Annotated in this window: 16 protein-coding genes; 7 read left to right on the top strand and 9 right to left on the bottom strand. The window is 47.2% G+C overall.

Annotated features, from left to right (window positions below; genetic code table 11):
- Window positions 1-134 precede the first annotated feature (134 nt).
- The 7 genes from B9N89_RS25865 to B9N89_RS25895 form a co-directional block, all read right to left on the bottom strand.
- A complete protein-coding gene (locus B9N89_RS25865) occupies window positions 135-449 on the bottom strand; it encodes a hypothetical protein (RefSeq protein ID WP_132324277.1) in 315 nt (104 codons plus the stop codon).
- Between the two features lie 11 nt (window positions 450-460).
- Window positions 461-2,227, bottom strand: a complete 1,767-nt coding sequence (locus tag B9N89_RS25870) for a lipoxygenase family protein (RefSeq protein ID WP_132324275.1) — start codon at window positions 2,225-2,227, stop codon at window positions 461-463.
- A 347-nt stretch (window positions 2,228-2,574) separates the two neighbouring features.
- Window positions 2,575-3,381, bottom strand: coding sequence for a hypothetical protein (locus tag B9N89_RS25875; protein WP_132324273.1), 807 nt, complete (start codon window positions 3,379-3,381; stop codon window positions 2,575-2,577).
- Complete coding sequence (locus B9N89_RS25880; RefSeq protein ID WP_132324271.1) at window positions 3,371-4,546, bottom strand: hypothetical protein; 1,176 nt, start codon at window positions 4,544-4,546, stop codon at window positions 3,371-3,373. Before B9N89_RS25880 ends, B9N89_RS25875 begins: the two co-directional genes overlap by 11 nt.
- A 701-nt stretch (window positions 4,547-5,247) precedes the next feature.
- Window positions 5,248-7,413 (bottom strand): S46 family peptidase, encoded by a 2,166-nt coding sequence (locus B9N89_RS25885; protein ID WP_132324269.1) that lies wholly within the window; start codon window positions 7,411-7,413, stop codon window positions 5,248-5,250.
- A gap of 113 nt (window positions 7,414-7,526) precedes the next feature.
- Window positions 7,527-8,069, bottom strand: coding sequence for a hypothetical protein (locus B9N89_RS25890; RefSeq protein WP_132324267.1), 543 nt, complete (start codon window positions 8,067-8,069; stop codon window positions 7,527-7,529).
- 136 nt (window positions 8,070-8,205) lie between these two features.
- Window positions 8,206-9,336 carry a hypothetical protein gene (locus B9N89_RS25895; protein WP_132324265.1) on the bottom strand — a complete coding sequence of 377 codons (1,131 nt, stop codon included), beginning with the start codon at window positions 9,334-9,336 and terminating at the stop codon, window positions 8,206-8,208.
- 165 nt (window positions 9,337-9,501) lie between these two features.
- Here B9N89_RS25895 and B9N89_RS31555 point away from each other — a divergent pair, with 165 nt between their 5' ends.
- The gene (locus tag B9N89_RS31555) at window positions 9,502-9,672 is read left to right on the top strand and encodes a hypothetical protein (protein ID WP_159455641.1); all 171 of its coding nucleotides are present in this window, start codon (window positions 9,502-9,504) and stop codon (window positions 9,670-9,672) included.
- A 119-nt stretch (window positions 9,673-9,791) separates the two neighbouring features.
- A complete protein-coding gene (locus B9N89_RS25900) occupies window positions 9,792-10,019 on the top strand; it encodes a hypothetical protein (protein ID WP_132324263.1) in 228 nt (75 codons plus the stop codon).
- On the opposite strand, the gene B9N89_RS25905 is transcribed toward B9N89_RS25900, so the two are convergent.
- On the bottom strand, window positions 10,016-10,999 hold the full coding sequence (locus B9N89_RS25905) for a DUF3187 family protein (protein WP_132324261.1): 984 nt from the start codon (window positions 10,997-10,999) through the stop codon (window positions 10,016-10,018). The two genes, B9N89_RS25900 and B9N89_RS25905, sit on opposite strands and share 4 nt — an antisense overlap.
- 59 nt (window positions 11,000-11,058) lie before the next feature.
- A complete protein-coding gene (locus B9N89_RS25910) occupies window positions 11,059-12,510 on the bottom strand; it encodes an ABC1 kinase family protein (protein ID WP_132324259.1) in 1,452 nt (483 codons plus the stop codon).
- A gap of 221 nt (window positions 12,511-12,731) precedes the next feature.
- Between B9N89_RS25910 and B9N89_RS25915 the strand changes: the two genes are divergently transcribed.
- From B9N89_RS25915 to B9N89_RS25935, 5 genes are all read left to right on the top strand, one after another.
- Window positions 12,732-13,511, top strand: coding sequence for an AMP nucleosidase (locus tag B9N89_RS25915; protein WP_132324257.1), 780 nt, complete (start codon window positions 12,732-12,734; stop codon window positions 13,509-13,511).
- A gap of 25 nt (window positions 13,512-13,536) precedes the next feature.
- Window positions 13,537-14,271 (top strand): YebC/PmpR family DNA-binding transcriptional regulator, encoded by a 735-nt coding sequence (locus tag B9N89_RS25920; RefSeq protein ID WP_132324255.1) that lies wholly within the window; start codon window positions 13,537-13,539, stop codon window positions 14,269-14,271.
- A 142-nt stretch (window positions 14,272-14,413) separates the two neighbouring features.
- Complete coding sequence (locus B9N89_RS25925; RefSeq protein ID WP_132324253.1) at window positions 14,414-15,604, top strand: POTRA domain-containing protein; 1,191 nt, start codon at window positions 14,414-14,416, stop codon at window positions 15,602-15,604.
- Complete coding sequence (locus tag B9N89_RS25930; RefSeq protein ID WP_132324251.1) at window positions 15,597-16,196, top strand: hypothetical protein; 600 nt, start codon at window positions 15,597-15,599, stop codon at window positions 16,194-16,196. Before B9N89_RS25925 ends, B9N89_RS25930 begins: the two co-directional genes overlap by 8 nt.
- Before the next feature lie 8 nt (window positions 16,197-16,204).
- Window positions 16,205-17,674 carry a sensor histidine kinase gene (locus B9N89_RS25935; RefSeq protein WP_132324249.1) on the top strand — a complete coding sequence of 490 codons (1,470 nt, stop codon included), beginning with the start codon at window positions 16,205-16,207 and terminating at the stop codon, window positions 17,672-17,674.
- Window positions 17,675-17,679 lie beyond the last annotated feature (5 nt).

Consider the following 17,679-nt stretch of genomic DNA (forward strand, 5'->3'; position numbering starts at 1 on the left):
GACAAAAACATGCTTATTATCAGGGATTTATACTCGACGTAAGATTAAAATATTTACTCTCAGTCAAAAAAAGGGCTCGCTGAGCCCTTTTCTTTCATTTCCTTATAGAGCAGAGTTTTCTGCCCCTGGGTACCCTAAACAGATTTCTTAGCCATGTATTCGACCACCACGTAACGCTCTAGAAGAACTCGATCGAAAGAGGCAGCTTCATTTCGAATGAAGTTCTGATCTTCCAGAAGTTCCATTCGATCGTGGACCATGTCGGCGACAAAGCTTCTAACAGCCTTCTCATCGGCACGACTCTCCGGAACATTCTTGAAGATGATTTCAGCAAGCTGACTTTCTAAATCTTCAAAACCAGTGAATGGTAAGGTCGTGGTCGCTATGAGACCGCCGAAGGAGATTCCGGTGACCTTAAAAAGACTTCGTCTAGTCATTGATCGTGTCATAAGAGGCCTCCTTATATGTTAATGCTTTGTGGAATGCGAGATGGCATGAGGTGCTCATACTTAGTACGGCGATAACCATTCCGCTTCATGATGATCTCTTCTATTTTTGCGAGCTTCTGTTGGAAGCTTGCTAGCTTGTCTGCCACACGGGTATCTTCGAATGTGCCTTCGGCATAGTGACCTAGCTGTGTGTAGTAGGTCCGCCCAAGCAAAGTTAAGATATGAACTTGTTTCAAGGCTCGATCGAGGGGAGGTAGAATTGCCACAGCTTCGTCTTCGGTAGTCGACTCATCTTTAGGAGCTGGTGCATAGCCAGCTAGTGGCTGGAACGATGGCGCTGATGCCTTCGCTTGCGGGAAATTCACAGCTGCATGCTGAGCCGAGCAGGTGAAGAGAATCATCGTTAAGGTTTCAACCAACACTCGCTTGCTAGAAATTTCGTTGTGAGGCGCGAAATCTTTGATGCGTCCTTGGGCGTCATCAACAATCTCAGCCGTCCACCGAGCTAGCTCGTAGTCATCCCGAACGTCGCTGTTATCTTCGTAGTAAAGGTTCACATAGTCTCGAACCCATTTTTGGATAGCTGCCCAAACGAGCAAGCCATCATCACGATATGGATAGTGACGCAGTCCGCTTCCAAAGCCTACCCCCCGGCGCCAGAGACTCCGTGGTAGGAAGTTCTCACGAAACTTAAAGCTGGTTCTTTTCGAACCAATCAATGCGAAAGCGCTATCGCGTTCTCCGGCGAGGAGCTGCTCGATCGATCCGCCTTTGGCAAGCAAAGTTTTCACTGCCAATGAGTTAATTGGCAACGTTCCCTCAAAGTGGGGAATCAGAAGCTTATACAATGGATGACTCGACGACAGCTGGCGCATCGTAGCAACGATGATCGGGTCAATCAACAAGTGGGTCAACCCAAGGTGAGATACCAGCTCATGATGGTTAATATCGGCGATTTTCGCGATGGTCTTTGCAGAAAGCCACGTCCACTTCTGGCTTTTAGGCGTTGCGATCACAGCCTCATTGGGGTTTTGATCACACTGAATCGCAATCACTTCCAGGTTACCAGACCAGCGTGGTCTTGCTAGGAAGACAATCGGTGAGTAAGTAAATTTATCTTGATCTGGGTGAACTCCAGGTTGGAGTATAGCAAGATCCTTGTAGTCAACCGCGAAGAGTCGACCTTGCTTTAGCAAACGCTTGAGGGAGTCAAATTTGAACTTTGGGTGACTTCGAACCATCGCACTGGTTAAACCATAGTGACCTGGAAGTCGCTTCAAGCGCTCGATAAGGACAGGATTCAAACCAGCAACAAAGTGGTCCGCAAATTCTTTATCGTCATCTAGTTTGTCAGCACCTTCAGGAAAAGGGATTTGCTGAAATAGTTTTTTATAGTCTTCGTAGCTAGTTGGTCGCTTATCCTTGAGGGCAACACCCAAATCTGGGTTTGTGTAACCAATAAATGTAAATAGGTCACCACGAGCAAGAATCTCACCGATCTGCTGAGGAGTCAGCACGGGTAGTGGTCGCTCAAAGACAAAGTCATTATTCTGAACATTGAGTTCCCAGTTTCTACGGATCATGTAAGACGTCTGAACAATTTTCTGTCCCCACAAAGGCCCAGCTGCGACCTGTGGCAGTATCTGTGAGGCAATGGGAACCTCAGTTAGGACACTGTAGTCGTAATCAATGTTGTCTCGAAGGAATTCCAGCTCCTGATCGCGAGCCTCGGGATTGGCATCATGCTGTGGTAAGCATGGTAGACCTGTCTTGGTCATGAAAAACTCCCCAATAGGTTAATGAAAAATGAATACATTGGCCTCTACAACTAGAAAAACGCGGACCGATCCACCTTCGATTTTGAGAAACAGCTTCCCCTCGCCTTTGCTTTCCCATCCGTATTAGGGCAGAATTACTTACGTTGAAAGCTAGCGACTCATTTTCGAAAGAAAGATGTATTGCGTATGATGCAGATCCTTTCGGAATTCTGACGTAGCCAAAGGCAAGAGATTTTTAAGTCTCGAAATTGTGGCAGCTAATCAATTTGATTTTATTTCTGAGGCTACTGGCACACTTTGTGGACTTGGGTGAAGCTGGGGTAGTAGCCTACCCCAAATGAAGGTGTTTAAGGAATAATGATCAGAATTTCTGCAGTTTCAAGAGACGCTACCACCAGCGCTTCATCCACCACATTAAGAGATGTCACAGCATTGTTCAGGTTCTCTCTGGCTTGTTGATACTCCTGTCCCGTGATATCTGCTCCAGCTTGGATCTGTGAATACAGGGTGTTCACCGCCGAAAGTAGATCGGGATACCCATTGACCCCTGTGCGAAAGGAGTTCACACGCTGTTCGCGACGATCATTATTGATCAAAAAGGTTTCAATACGTGAAGCAAGATCATCTAACTGAGTTAGCTCCTCAACGCGCTCCTGTTTTTGTACCTCATCCCCGATATCTCTCGACTGGCTTTGGGACACGCCTTCAAGATCGGTGTAATCGAAGTTAACAACCATCGTTTCTAAAGCCTGCCTTGCGAGGCTAGTATCTGTTTGATCAACATTGATCACAACATGCCACTTAGGATCTTCAATCTCTGTAAGAGAAACAAGTGTCTGAGTCTCTGGTGCCGAGCGTTGACTCCAAGTCCATTCCTTGGCTATCGATGGAAGATCAGCTTTGTTTCCCTCAGCATCCCCCCATTGGCACTTAAGTTGATGACTGACTGCATCTGTCTCCACATTATCATCGAAAAAGCTGCATTGAATCATATAGCCAGGCAAACCCTCGCTGCTATCTGTAGGTCGGTCGCCTCGATTCTCCACCTGCGATGATGCTTTAGCCTCTTGGGAATCACTCTTTCCACTCAGTTGCAACCCGCTGGTACAAGATGAAAGAAGTGCTAGTAAAAGGATGACAAAACTAAACTGCATGGGAGACCCCCTCGTTTTTGATCAGATCCGCTGCTAGATGAAGCACATCGGAACTCTTTCCTTGGCTCAAACGCAGTGATAGAGCCTTGTATTCATTGAGTGTAATGTGAGCCAATGCGTATTGGTTGTAGCGCTGCAACCATCGAGATGTTCCTAGCAGGAACAATAATCGCTTTTGATGGTCGATATATCTTTCTAAGCCTTCTAGACATTCACCTAGCTGTCTCACCCGGACGATAAAATCGATCGATGAGTCATAGGCATCTTCAAGCTTCTGACACAGGACATAGGACTGATCATCATGCTTAAGCTTAAAGTGTTTGCCATATGTCTTAAGCTTGAAGAAACGATCATTCCAGGCTAGGGTTTTTAGAGCATGACTCCAAAGAAAGGCTTCTAAAACATAGGTGCTGTGGTAGTGGGATTTACCTTTTTGCACCATCATCACACAGTCAGCTGGATCTAGAGTTTCGCTAAGCTTAAGACATGCAAGCTCCCATTGGAGTTCTTCTTGAAAACCTGGATCACTATCTTTCATCGCTAGAAAACTTTCGCAAAGGACTCGCGCTTTGTTAAATTGGTCTGAAAGACGATAGGATTTAACTAGATAGGCCTTCCCTTGCAAACGGGAGTTTTCTGGTAAGTCGGATTCAGAAACTTTCTCGAAATGCTCGATAGCCTCCGGTAAGAAACCGAGACGAAAGAAGCGAATTCCCATTGCCAGATGATAGAAATGATCACCACCAGGAAATTGGTCCCCAGAGAAGGATCTTGCCATCGCTTGCTGCCACGAAGAACGGAGGCTATGACCCTCTTTCAATGAAATCTGGCTGATAACTAGATGAAGCTCTCCATACAAATAAGCCAGCTTCGATGTTTGGGGTTTCACTCGGTTAACTGCTAGCAGCGCATAGGCCAAGTCGATGATCCTAGCCAAGCGTGGTTTAGGAATGCCACCGTATCGTTCGTGATGCACCAGTGCAAAGATAGTAAATAGATAGCGTTGGAGCTGAACCTGGGAATCCATAGCGTCTTCGAGTCTAGAAATCTGATCCAGCATATAACGGAGCCGAGCTGGGTCCGAGCGCTCTACAGCAACACCGTCCAAACTCTCCTTGATCTGGATCTGAATCGACTGAATATCTTTTTTTCGCCAATGACTCATAAGTCGCCCCCTCCATGCCCCGTATCGGACATAAGTATCAGAAACTTTAGGTTTTTTGGAAAAAAATAAGACCCTGATGGTGATCAGAGTCTCGTGAAGAGGTTAAATGAGATGCTTCCGCATAAGGATTCTTGATTAACTTAAGTAGCGGCCCTCCGTGCCTTGGGTTTTGACACAAATACCGACGATTCCCGTCTTCCAATCCTTTCTGAAGAAAGGCTCAGGCAGGCCCCCGAAGGGTCAGATGAGATCGTTAGGCTAGGCGCGTTATGCTCCCCGATTAGTCTGGGTAGAATGACTTGAGTATTGATTAATTGCTGAATGACATTCATCGTCGATTCCTTGTGTGTCTCCTATGCATAAAGTAAAGCAAAGACGCTGCCAAACGGCTCTTTCTACTAAGTAGCTATAATAGAATGAGAAGTCAGACGAAGCCCGATTATTGGGCGACAAACCATAAATCACGGTAGGTTGTATCGAGCTCCAATTATGCCTTTAACCTATCGAAACTAATGCAATTAGGAGGCGCGGGGCTGGCTGACAGCTCACGGCGATGGCTTTGCGACAGCCTAGCTGAATCCAACTAACCTAATTTAAATGGAAAAAAGAAGAAGGATGGCTGACCTTGGTAAGGTCTCAAGGACAGAAACCTGCCCTTGAGGGACTATTTGCAGTAAACGATCCATTAACAAGAATCGCGATTAATGAGTCGAAGCCTTTGGCTCTACACCCATTTCTTTAAGGAGACGATCCGCTCCATCGAACTTATCGAGAACCCAAAGCATATAACGGGAATCAACGTGAATCGAGCGAGTGTAAGCTGGATCAAACGCCCAGTCGGAGATCACTCCATCAATCGTTCCATCGAAGACCAAACCCGTTAGCTCTCCTTTACCATTCAGAGTCGCAGAACCAGAATTTCCGCCTGTGATATCAAGGTCAGCAAGGAAGTTAACAGGAACAGTTCCAAGGCTATCTAGCTTGTAACGACCGTAATCTTTCTTCTTGATAAGATCGAGTTGCTTTTTAGGAGCATCAAAAGGATCTTTACCTGTGTGCTTGTCAGCAATCTCTTCTAGCTTGGTGAACGCTGGGTGGCTGTTACCCTTGCGATTGGTATAGCCTTGCACTGTTCCATAAGTAATTCTGAGAGTTGAGTTTGCATCAGGGTAAAGTACCTTGCCTTGCCCCTCAACGAAAACTCGGAAGTTCTGCATATAGCGCGAACGCAGTCTTTGGAACTCACCTGAGCGAGCTTTATCTTCCATTTCCCGGTCTAGCTCTTCTTGATACACAGCTACAGCCAGCTTCATGAACGGATCTTTCGATGCTTCTAACTTTTTACGGCTGGCGTCCATCAAGCTAATGCGGTGAGCTTTGTCGCCAATCTTACTATTCTTATAGTATTCAGCGACAGCCTTTTCCCCAGACTTGTTAGCAGACTCGATAAGGCTATGGTAGGCTTTCGGCAGTTGTTTTCTTTCCCCGTAGACCTCTTTCAAGCCCATAGTCCAAAGCTGCTGATCCATAGCTTGATCATAACGACGATCCATAGCTTCCAATCGAGCTTTAAAACGCCCCATGTCACGCTCTTGAAAACCAGCTTCACGTTTCGCGTCGGGTTTCTCTTTTTCCACGGCTAAGCGATAGAGGTACTTGGCTGATTGGAGCAACTTGGAGCCAGCAGCCCTTCGCAGCAAGAGATCAACATTTCTAGCATCGTTGCTATCTTCGATGAGCCTGTTCAAATCGTTGTAATTTTTGAACGCGTCTTTATTGCTAGCCTTCTCCCAAGAGCTTAACATCGCACGTTCCTGCTGCTTTTTAGTATTCAGCAGGTTGAGTGCTTCAAAACCTTCTTTTTGGCCTTCGATATTCTTGCTGTAGTTATTCAAACCAGCAAGCGTTCCCGCGTAAGTGATTGCCAATTCTGGCCGGGTTTTAGCTGCCGTTTCAATAGCCGCGATGCGACTATCCATATATTCTTTCATATTGGTGTAGTAGGTGTTGAACGTGTAGTCCACTTCCGCTGCCAATCGATGGCGATTGGTCCGGCCGGGATATCCTGCTACCATTACAAATGAACCATCTTCGACACCTTTGGTATCGATCTTCAGGAAACCTTGTGGTTTGAAAGGCACGTTGTCCTTGTTGAAATCAGCGGGCTTGCCATCCTTGCCAACATAGGCGCGGTAGAAGGCAAAATCACCAGTATGGCGAGGCCACATCCAGTTATCGATATCGCCTCCAAACTTACCAATCATAGAGGGCGGAGCTTGAACCAAACGAACATCACGAATCTCTAGCTGCTTCGTCAATCGATAGCTGGACGAACCAAGGAAGCTGTCCACGCGGCACCGATAGCCAGCATCGCTTTCACATTCCGCGATCATTGCCTTGCGACGGTCTTCGATAGCCTCGTGACGCTTCAAGCCTTCCACTTTCTCTAGACCTTTTAGCAAGTCTTTAGTGATATCTTGGATCGATTCCGTCACGAATATACGTGAACCAGGAGTTGCAGGTAGCTCATCGCTAAGGGATCGAGCTACGAAGCCGTCAGCAAGAAGATTTTTTTCTTTGCTCGAATTATACTGAATCGCTCCATAGGCACAGTGGTGGTTGGTCACCACCAATCCTTGTGGTGAAACGAAAGACGCGCTACAGCCACCAAGGCTGACGATAGCATTCATGGGAAATGATGTTAGATTTGAGAGAGACTTTGGATCGAGTTCTAGCCCTTTCTTCTTCAACCCCTTTTCGATAAGAGGTAGTTGCTCAGGTTGCCACATACCTTCCACAGCAAGGGCACCACCCGCGATAAGGGTCGTTCCCGCCGTCATGAGGGCCATGAACTGTCGAATTGCCATAATATGCTCCTTTGGCTCAGCAGGGTGAATGGGAGGCTAGATTAGCAACGTTTATCAAAACCAACAACTAACTTCCCACCCTATCTGGAGCATCGGAGCACACGCTGGGAAAATTAGTCCACGTCTAGAATCATAGCCTGATATTTTTCAGGGAGTTCGCAGGCTTCTCGCGGCTCAAAAACCCCTGGCCGCACTTCAATAGCTGCTGGGGTTTCGGGCGCTACGAAGAACTGGGCCGATGGATCAAACACGCCATCAAGTCCACAATACTTTCCTTGGCAGTAGTGACCCGGTAGGACAAGGCTTTGGCCAATACGAATAAACTCGGTTGGATAAAGGTTTGCTCTCTCAAACGTACCTTCTGGAGCCACCGCACAATCCCGGTAAGTGGTCAGATCATAGACTAAAGTGAGGCCAATAGAACTCTCACTTGCGACCCGATAGCGCACGCTGGTCCAATAATAGTACTGACCAGGACATTGGTAGGTAGCAATCGCCAATTGATCGGGACCTAAATATAATTCCTGTGGGCAAGTTATCGGAAATGTCCCAATGCTTGTGAGTGCAAACAGCTGCCCTTGAGCATCCTGCCCTTTTACCTCACTCACCATCAACAAAGTGAAAATCACTAAAGATAAATACCTAAACTTGTACATACCCTACTCCTTAGTCGAACTCATTTAAAATAGGCTATGATATCACTCTCAAGTGGCAGGAAAAATGGGGAAAGACTTTGATCGAGAGAGTATAGCGCGAGCATAATCAAAGAATAAGCTCGCGCTCCGTGAATTATCAATAGGCCTTTTTACGGAGTGCTTCAAGCCTTTCAGCTTCATCCTCAGGTAGGTGAAGACCAGAACTTCCCGTATAGCCAAACATCACACTTTCTTCGTAGAGCCTGAAAGCCTGCTGAGCAATGTTGCTCTTAGGGGCTAAGTCGATTGTGGTCGCAAAGTAGCGCCGTGCTTCTAAACCCAAAAAGGGGCGTCCCAAAACCATCTCAGCCTTGCCCATTAAAAAATAGGCTGTAGCCTTATCTTTTGCCTTTGTTCCCTTTAGGTTGATGAAGTCCTTCAGGCGTCGGGACGCCTCTAGATAGTAAATAGAGCCACTCTGATCCCGAGGATATTCCATCAAGTTCTTACCAGCATCCATAAGTCGCTGGGCCTGGGCAAGTAGGTCTCCTTGCTTGAGAGACTTATTCCCCTTGATATCCTGGATACTCTTAATCCAAACCTTGATATCAGCTTTCACACTAGTCGGTACAGGACGCTTGTTGGCTTGTTCGAGAGTTTTTAAAACTCGATTGAGATCTGGCTTTACACGGACTCCAATCACCAGATAGTTGAGAAACGGATCGAAATGAATGATATCTGACAAGATGAGGTTACGCTTCAAGATCAAGTCTTCGTATTCCTTCATCGCCTCATCAAACTGCCGTGAAACCGTTAATAGTTTGGCACGACCGAAAGGATCAAGAGCCTCCATATTCACATTACGGGCAATATTAAATGGGGAGTCTTTTTCTGATTCCCGACTGGTGTGGCAAGACAGGCAAGTGTCTAGGATCTCTCCCATGAAGTATGAGGTTTGGCCGCGATTGCCCCTCTGGTAGCTTTTTAAGGCAAGAGCGGCAGATTCCTCAAGAGAAACGCTTAGGACCCGATGCTCCTCGTCACTTTTTGCCAGCAGCGACTTCACCTGAACAGAATGGTCGTGTAAGGATTTTAGGTGCTTTTCCACTACAGGACGATTCTTTGCTTCGTAGAATCGGAATGGATTTAAATACAGCGGTAAAATATTGGCGATACTGCTGTAAAATGCGGTCATTTCGCCCTTAAGCTCTTGCGTTTGGTAAGGCTTCGGGGGGCTGAAACCCGTTAGTAACAAAAGGGATAGACCTACAAATACAGATCGTCTCATGCTAAACTCCAGATCGTTAGTGTACTCTCACTTCGCAATTGTAGTGCCAAGGCTCAATTAAGCAATGATATTGACAGATTAATTGAAGATGATACCAATCAGATGAATTTTTGTGCAAGTTGATGAGATTCATAGCTTCATATGCTAATTTTACCGGAGTAATAGTTGGAAAAAGAGCAGTTCTCCAAAATCCTGGCCAAATTAGAGCAGCTGGACGAGAGTTTGAACCAAGTCAGCCGCGGTATGGACGACGCGCTACAGCCTGAACCCGAAGCCGATTGGGACGCAGCTAAACCGGAGCCGCTCAAGGATTTTTTGGACCGTTGCTTTTGGTAAGTATACCCTGACACCAGCCTCTTAAAACTCGATCGAAGTCCCCCCACTTTATTTTTGAAATCTTGTCATAAAAGTCTCCATGCCTGCCGATGAGGGTATTATCGTAGGAGGGCATACCGTTGGCAGTCATACACATAAACTTCCGAGACCGTGAGTTTCTGTCGGTAAAGAAAGACGTCATCGAAAAGCTTTTGGAATGGGGACTCGACCCTTGGGCTTTAGAGCTCCCAAAGGATGCTATTGCCTGCGCCCTAGATGAGGTAAAGTATTATATCGATGCTCAGGAAAGACTTCACACACTGCTTCGCTTAGAAGATCTTTTAGCCCTAAGAGAGGCTCCACTCTAGCGATGAGCCAATCGCTGGCTAGAATCTGATGACAAGTAATAGGAAATGCTTAGATTTATACCCCAGTCTGGAGTGTTGAAGGGCCATATCACATTTTCTATCAAACTTAGTTCTGCCCCCCAATCCCCCCAATTGTGACGATAACCCACATGAATTTCATAGGACGCTCGGCTCAGCTGGCCTATATCACGATAGGGGGATTCTGAAATTAAGGCTTGAAGCAGGATCTCTTGATTAGTATTCAACAAGTAACCCACACCTAAAAGGGTGGAAACCTGTCGGCTGCGTAAGTAAAGCTGGGCATCCTTACTGGGGTCAAAGCTCATAAGGTTGATCATAGCAAAGGAATAAATGGCCCCTGGTATCCACCTCATGGCTAGCTGCATACCGTAGTCTTGAGCACCTTTTTTGATCAAACTTTCCTGAGAGGTTTCATAGGAATAGAGAAGGGAGCCAGCCCAATGAAGACCCCACCATTGATGGTAAGTTTCTAGCTTCAAGCCAATTGGCTGTGAAAGTGGTCGATATAGGTCTTGTTCCGTAATCTCTAGACCATAATCTGGAGCTACCACCCGTGTTTTATTCCTATCCACGGTGAGTCGCTTATCTTGAGGAATCATAAAGAGGTTATGAAACCCCACCGTGATCTCGTCCATACGAATGTCTGAAAACTTCCTAGAGCTTGCTTGAAGTACTGCATTGAGATCAGATGCTACCCCAAAGCGAACTTGCAACACATCGTCGATGGTTTGACCATCAACGATAAACCTCTTATCTCGGCCCCAATAATTGGCCATCGTGCGCCCGCCTTGCACTTCCAGCTCCCCTGATCGGAGAGCCTGGAAATGTGTGGGCAGCGGTGCTGTTCTAAAAAATTGAGCAATGGTTTGTGATCTTAGAAATAGAGGTTCTCGCTCAACACGAGCCTCAGCAAAAGAGCTGACCACAAGGCCCAGTAGAGTCACAACTAAGACCTGCATACTTATCCTAGAGAAAAGTCTATAGGACTATGATAGCAAGTCTTTCATGGTCGTCTGGACTAGGCTCTGTTCAAAAATTGCCCGGCAAATTTTGGCAGTCGCTTGGAAAATGCTAGCAAGTCTTTGACGTCAGGCTTGGCCACCTTGAATAGAAGAGGTGTCGCAATCCGGCCCATAGAAACCTGGGGGTCGATGCCACGAGCAAGACCTTCCACTGTCACCAAGCTCTTGACCATCATAAGCAGGCCGTCGGGTACTGGAATTTCAAGTGTTCCGGCGCTGTTAAGGCAAACTTCTAACATCTCTTGAAGTGTCGCTTTTTTTCCCTGCTCTTTCTTCTCATTGACAAAGGTAGCTATGTTTCGAACTTCTGCCTCGATGTCCTCGCGAGCCACTTCCACGCCACCATCTCTTGCAATATCACCAAGGGCATCGATCAAGCGCTCCATGTCCCAAGTCATCAAAGATCGTAGCATTGCAGAAATATGCCGACGGTCGGAATCTTCCAGCTCCCCAGTGAGCCCCCAATCGAAAAGCCCCACAGTTCCATCGTCCATGAGAATCAAATTGCCAGCGTGAGGATCGCCGTGGAACAACCCAATTTCAAACACCTGCACCATCATCTCGTGCAGAACCTTCTTAGCCAGTTTTTTCCGCTGCTCCTTGTTAAGCTCAGCATGGCCACTGACCACATCAGCTAGGGACACTCCTTCAAACTTTTCAACGGTCATCACCCGAGGGCTGCAAAAACTATCGAGGGTTTCTGGTAGCCTCAGAACTTTTTGCTTCTTAGCCGCAAGGCGCTCCCGCATCCGATCGATATTGCGCTTTTCGATCGCCAGATCAGTTTCAAGGCGCATGGAGCTAACTAAAGACCGAAGTTCCTTCACGGTCCGTCGCCCCACCGAGGTATATTCGAGTGGCCTGGCTAGAGTTAACATTTGTTCGATAGCATCGAGAGTTTCATGAAGGCGAGCATCGGACTGCGGCTTGATCACTTTGATCACCCACTTCTTACCTGTATCATCGATGGCTGTATGAACTTGAGCCATGGACGCCACCCCCAAGGGGTGGGGCTCAACAATAAACTCTTGCTGCCAGTCGGGAATTTCTTCATCGAGGATGGCTTCCACTTCGGAAAATTGCATGGGCGGCCAGTCATGATAGAGTCGATCCAGGTGGAATTTTTCGGCCATATTCCGTGCTTCTCCTTCAGCGCGGCTCAAGGCGATCTGGGCCGCCTTTCCATAAACGGGGCCTAGCTCATTAAAGCAATCGAGGACGATATCACCAAATAGATCCATGAGCCTCTTCTCCGACCATGGGGCTTCCAACCCAGAATCGACCAGGAAGAACTTGGAAATCTTGATGGAGGTTCCAATTGTCCCCTGCTTTATCAAGCCCTTATAGATCTTAAGTAGTTCGTTTGCGATTGCGAAATGCTGGGCGAGAGGGGTTGTGAAGCGCTCTCGATAGCGTTGGTTTTTGCGGCTTTTTGCAGACTTGCTCACTGTTCACTCCTTGAAGCTTTAGTCTCATCATTGGAAAGCGCCCCAATATGTGCTATAGAGTTTGGAACTGGCTCTTGCCGACAATCTTCCCCTTCCGACATTGTTTACAAGACCAGCCATCCAAATTGTGATTATAATAGCACATAATGATTGGAGCTTAACCTATCGGTTCTCGATAGTGTGAGATTAAAAATATTTCGTAAATTACATAAGGGTGACATATGGCCTTACACACAAAAAACGACATCGTAAAAAACTGGTTACCTCGTTACACAGGTACCGAGATTGAGGATTTCGGAGAATATATCCTCCTCACCAACTTCCACGACTATGTGAAACGTTTCGCAGCACGATTTGACAAGCCTATCAAAGGCATCGATCGTCCCATGCAAACATGTACAAATGACGACAACCTCACCATGATCAATTTTGGGATTGGCTCTGCGAATGCAGCCACCATCATGGATCTTCTGGTAGCTGTCAAACCAAAGGGAGTACTCTTCCTTGGAAAGTGCGGCGGGCTGAAAAGCTCTACAGAAATTGGCCACTTTATTCTGCCAATCGCAGCGATTCGTGGGGAGGGAACGTCCAACGACTACCTGCACCCTCAAGTTCCCGCGATGCCTTCCTTTAAACTCCATAAATTCGTTTCCGAGAAAATTGTCGAATCTGGCATGGATTACCGCACCGGAGTGGTTTACACCACCAACCGTCGGGTTTGGGAACATGACACTGAGTTTAAGGCCAGTCTGAAAGACCTGAAGGCGATCGCCATCGATATGGAAACTGCCACATTCTTCTCCGTTGGCATCGCTAACGAAATCTCCCGAGGTGCTCTACTACTTGTTTCCGACGTACCTATGACTCCGGATGGCGTCAAAACTGAGGAAAGCGACAAGAAAGTCACCCAAGGATTTGTTGACCTTCACATTGATATTGGAATAAAAGCTATGACCGATATTGGTGAAAAGGGTGAGAAGATCAAGCACTTCCACTATTGATCGAGAACGTTGATACGGAGGACTCATGGCCGGCCATAGTAAGTGGGCAAATATCAAGCACCGCAAAGGCGCACAGGATGCCAAGAGAGGGAAATTATTTACAAAGATTGCTAAGGAAATCACAGTTGCAGCTAAATTAGGTGGCGACGATCCTGATGGCAACCCCCGACTCCGTGCCGCAATGACTAAAGCCCGTGGTGTCAGTATGCCCAAGGACAACATCGATCGCGCGATCAAGCGAGGTGTTGGCGGCCAAGATACTGCGGACTACACAGAAAAAACTTACGAAGGCTACGGCCCTGCTGGAGTGGCTGTGATGGTTGAGTGTCTCACAGACAACATCAACCGAACAGTTTCCGAAGTACGTCATGCTTTTAGCCGATCGGGTGGCAACCTCGGCACAGATGGCTCCGTGAACTGGATGTTCCATAGGAAAGGCACCATCGTTTATGCCAAAGACAAGATCGAAAGTTTCGAAGCCTTTTTTGAAGCTGCTCTGGAAGCTGGAGCCGCAGACGTCAAAGAGGAGGGCGATGTTTACGAGATCGAATGTGAGCCAGACGCCTTTAGCGATCTAAAAGACGCACTTGATCAGCTCAACATCGAAGCAGACCATGCGGATGTTGGCCTCGTTCCGGAGAACTATACCGAGCTTGACGAGGAAAAGGCGGCCAAGCTAACTAAGCTGATTGATACTTTGGAAGACAATGATGACGTTCAAAACGTCTATCACAACGGACAGTTTCCAGATGAGGACTAGGTCAATTCATTGACCCCTCGTCTTTTGGGGAGTGTAATGTCTCCCTGTCCACGGGTCGTTGATTAAAAGAAATCCAAAGCTGACGGGCTTTCCTTTCGGCTTTTGTATTTCAGCGACTCACCTTTTTCGGTATAACTCCTATATGTTTTGTCTTGCCTTAAAAAAAAACAAGTTCCTCGCTGTACTGATCATCTTAGCCGGTGTTCTTGGCTCGCCATCCCTGGCGACTGCCCAGAATCCAAGGGAGTTTGTACTTGCGTCAGTTCAGGTCACCGGCTCCAGTCGGCTGCCGGAGCACTATCTAGCTGAAGAGCTGAAGCTGTTACCCGGGTCCAAGCTGAACCCTCAGCAATTGAAAGACGCCCAATTTAAACTTTATGGCTTGGGTCTATTTAAGTCGGTTTTTCTAAGGCTCGAAAAGGCAAACGCACCCAAAACAGCGATCCTCCATATCGAGCTTGTCGATGACCCATCTGTAATCGGTCCGTGGGCCATCGGTAGCACCTTTAGCCTCACCCAGGGTGAGGCTGATTCAAAAGCCTTAGGCCAAGACAGCTCACCTATGGGTATCCGAACGGAACTCATTTCTAGAAACCTATTTGGTGCCCTGCATCGGGGCCGATTTGAAATTGATATGGATGGCGAAGGAGTTTATCGCAACATCGCCGCCTCCTATGGCTTCCCGCGATTTTCACGGGAAGGTGTGCAGTTTGATGCCCACGTTCAAGTCACCGACATTAGCCAAAGGTATATGGATGCCATGGGCTTTGGTGGTGTTGGTTCAGCACTGTGGAGCTATGATATTGGTATTGGAACCTTTCAATACGGACTCATGCTCCTTACCAACCGCCCACCGCGATTCGAGTTTCCAGGGTTTCCCAAAAGTATCACGGCCCCTAAGGTCAGCTTCGAACGAGAAACTCGCCTGCTGACTTTTTTTGGATCTCCAGGCTACCGCCTGAAACTGTCCCTTCTTCCATCTGGATCTTGGGAAAAGACAGTTCTCCAAGGTGAGCTAGGACTCACACAGAACTTGGGCGGCTGGGCAGATTTTACGATTGAAGGATCGATACAAGGGGTAGGCGACCGCGGTTTATCCCAACGTTATAGTTCGACCCTAGATATTCCCCTTGGCTCTAGTGATGAGCAAGGCAGCTTCTTCATCAAGTATCAGTATGGCCTTGATCGCTATGACGACTACGAACTTTGGGGACGCTCAACCACTTTCGGCTTACGGTACCACAGTTTCGGCCTCATCGCCGAACTAGCCTTTAAGATCACCCGCGATCCAAGCCTGGAAGGAGCAATTGAGGGGGACCCCCTCTATGACTAGTTTTGGGGCCCGCCTCGTTACTGCAATTTTAATATGGTACTTATCCAGTCTTAGCTTCGTTAATGCTGCTCCTATACCATCTAAATGGGTTACCATTGATGCTGGCGATAATCTGCTTATCGATCCGTCTCCCTACCTTACTGCCAAGCAAAAAAAACTGATCTATTCGGGTTTACCAGCCTATAGCTCGGTGGCTCTCGTCCTTGGAGGAAAGCATCAAGACTACGTTTTAAAATCCATGTCTTGTGCAATTCAATACGATCTCTGGGATGAAAAAATCGTCCTCCTTTACACAGGGGATGGCAGCCCTCGGCCCCTCAAAAGCATCGATGATTACTACCGTATCTGTGTGGCATTTAGGCTAAAGGCCTCGGCTCAAATCACGTCTCTCTTAAGCACCGCTCAGACTCTTAAAATTAAGATGAGCTTCACACAGATCTCGGGTGAAACCACGGAAGAGATTAAAGAATGGCTTGTGGGGCAACAATCTTCAGTACTTAAAGGTTTATTCTCCCACATGCTCGGTGATTTAAAGATGGAGGAGTCCCTTGAGTTACCGGTCCATCTACCGAAAAAACGCCCGCAGCCGTAGAGAGACGCATGAGCACTGAAAAGGACATCCGCTGGTACAACATCACCGTATCGAAAGCTGTGGGTATCGCCGCCCTTATCATTATCTGTGGTTACGTGGGCAGTATCATAGCCATGCGCGAGGCAATCGACGCCCTTTCCCCCATCATCCACGACCCTGAGATTGAGCGAAGTTTACAAAAGCAGCTCCAGCGCATCAAATCAGAAAATCGCTTGCAACGACAGCTCCTTCCCCACCTCCTGCGAGAAAAATTTATTGAGGAAGACGAAGTTTCTCCTTCAGACCTAAAAGAGTTTTTGGCTACAGTAAACTTATCCAACTCGAATTTTCTGGGAATGATTACGTTCATTCCCAGCGCCAGCCCGAATGATCATATCGAGTGGATATCTAGCACCGAATTGCAGGTAAAAAACCTTCTAATCAAAGTGCCATTTACCGGTGTTAAAAATGAGTTCGAACGAACGATGACCTTGATGCAGCGCTACCAACTGATTCGGGGCACATGGAAAAGTCAAATAGGTCCAACCTTTATCAAAGTCCATGGCGTGATTCTCATCATAACATTTGCTGTGCTGGGAGGTGCTCTTGTGGTCTTGCTACAAAAGTACCGACGGCGAATCCACTATGTGATCGGTGGTTTCAAGCTTTGGTCTGAGAAAGACCCGGGATTTCGCTTTCAAAGCAATGAGTTCAATGACGAGATGGCTACGATTTGCGAGCAGTTCAACGTTATGGCTGATGAGGTGGAAGCTAACCGCAAGCGGACTCTTTACCTTGAAAAAATGTCGTCCTGGCAAACCATCGCTAAGAAGATGGCTCATGAAATCAAAAACCCATTAACTCCCATCAAAATGATGGTTTCTCACGTCGTGAGGAAATACCCCGGAGAGGATGAAGGCTACCAGAAAACACTTGAAGAATGCCAAACCATTATTATCGAAGAGGTGAATAGCCTCAGGAGGATGGTTGACTCCTTTTCTCAATTTGCGCAACTTCCCCAGCCTAAGTTCGAAACTCAAGACCTCATCCCACTTTGCCAGCACGTGGTCGAGATTCAATCAGCAGCATTTTCCCAACACAAGATCGAGCTTGCCACCAAGTTGGATCAGGCTTTATGTCATATCGACCCCCAGCTCATCCGTCAAGTCCTGACAAATATTAGCAAGAATGCCGCAGAAGCTAGCGAAGCTTGCAATATCACCTTGGCTTTGGAATCTGATTTAAGCTATTACATCCTAACGATCCGAGATGACGGACCTGGGATACCTGAGGATATCCTCAGTCGCATTTTTGAGGCGTATTTTACAACGAAACACACAGGGGACAGCCCCGGCATGGGACTGGGGCTTGCTATCTGTAAGAAGATAATTCTGGATCATAGCGGCGAGCTGCTCGTAGAGAGTCGGCCTGGGCTCACTGAATTTTCGATCCGTTTACCAAAACTCGACCCCCAGGCTTTGGGGCCCCAAGCTACGTAAGAGGT

Origin of the sequence: Pseudobacteriovorax antillogorgiicola (genome assembly GCF_900177345.1) — a bacterium.
GTDB lineage: Bacteria > Bdellovibrionota_B > Oligoflexia > Oligoflexales > Oligoflexaceae > Pseudobacteriovorax > Pseudobacteriovorax antillogorgiicola.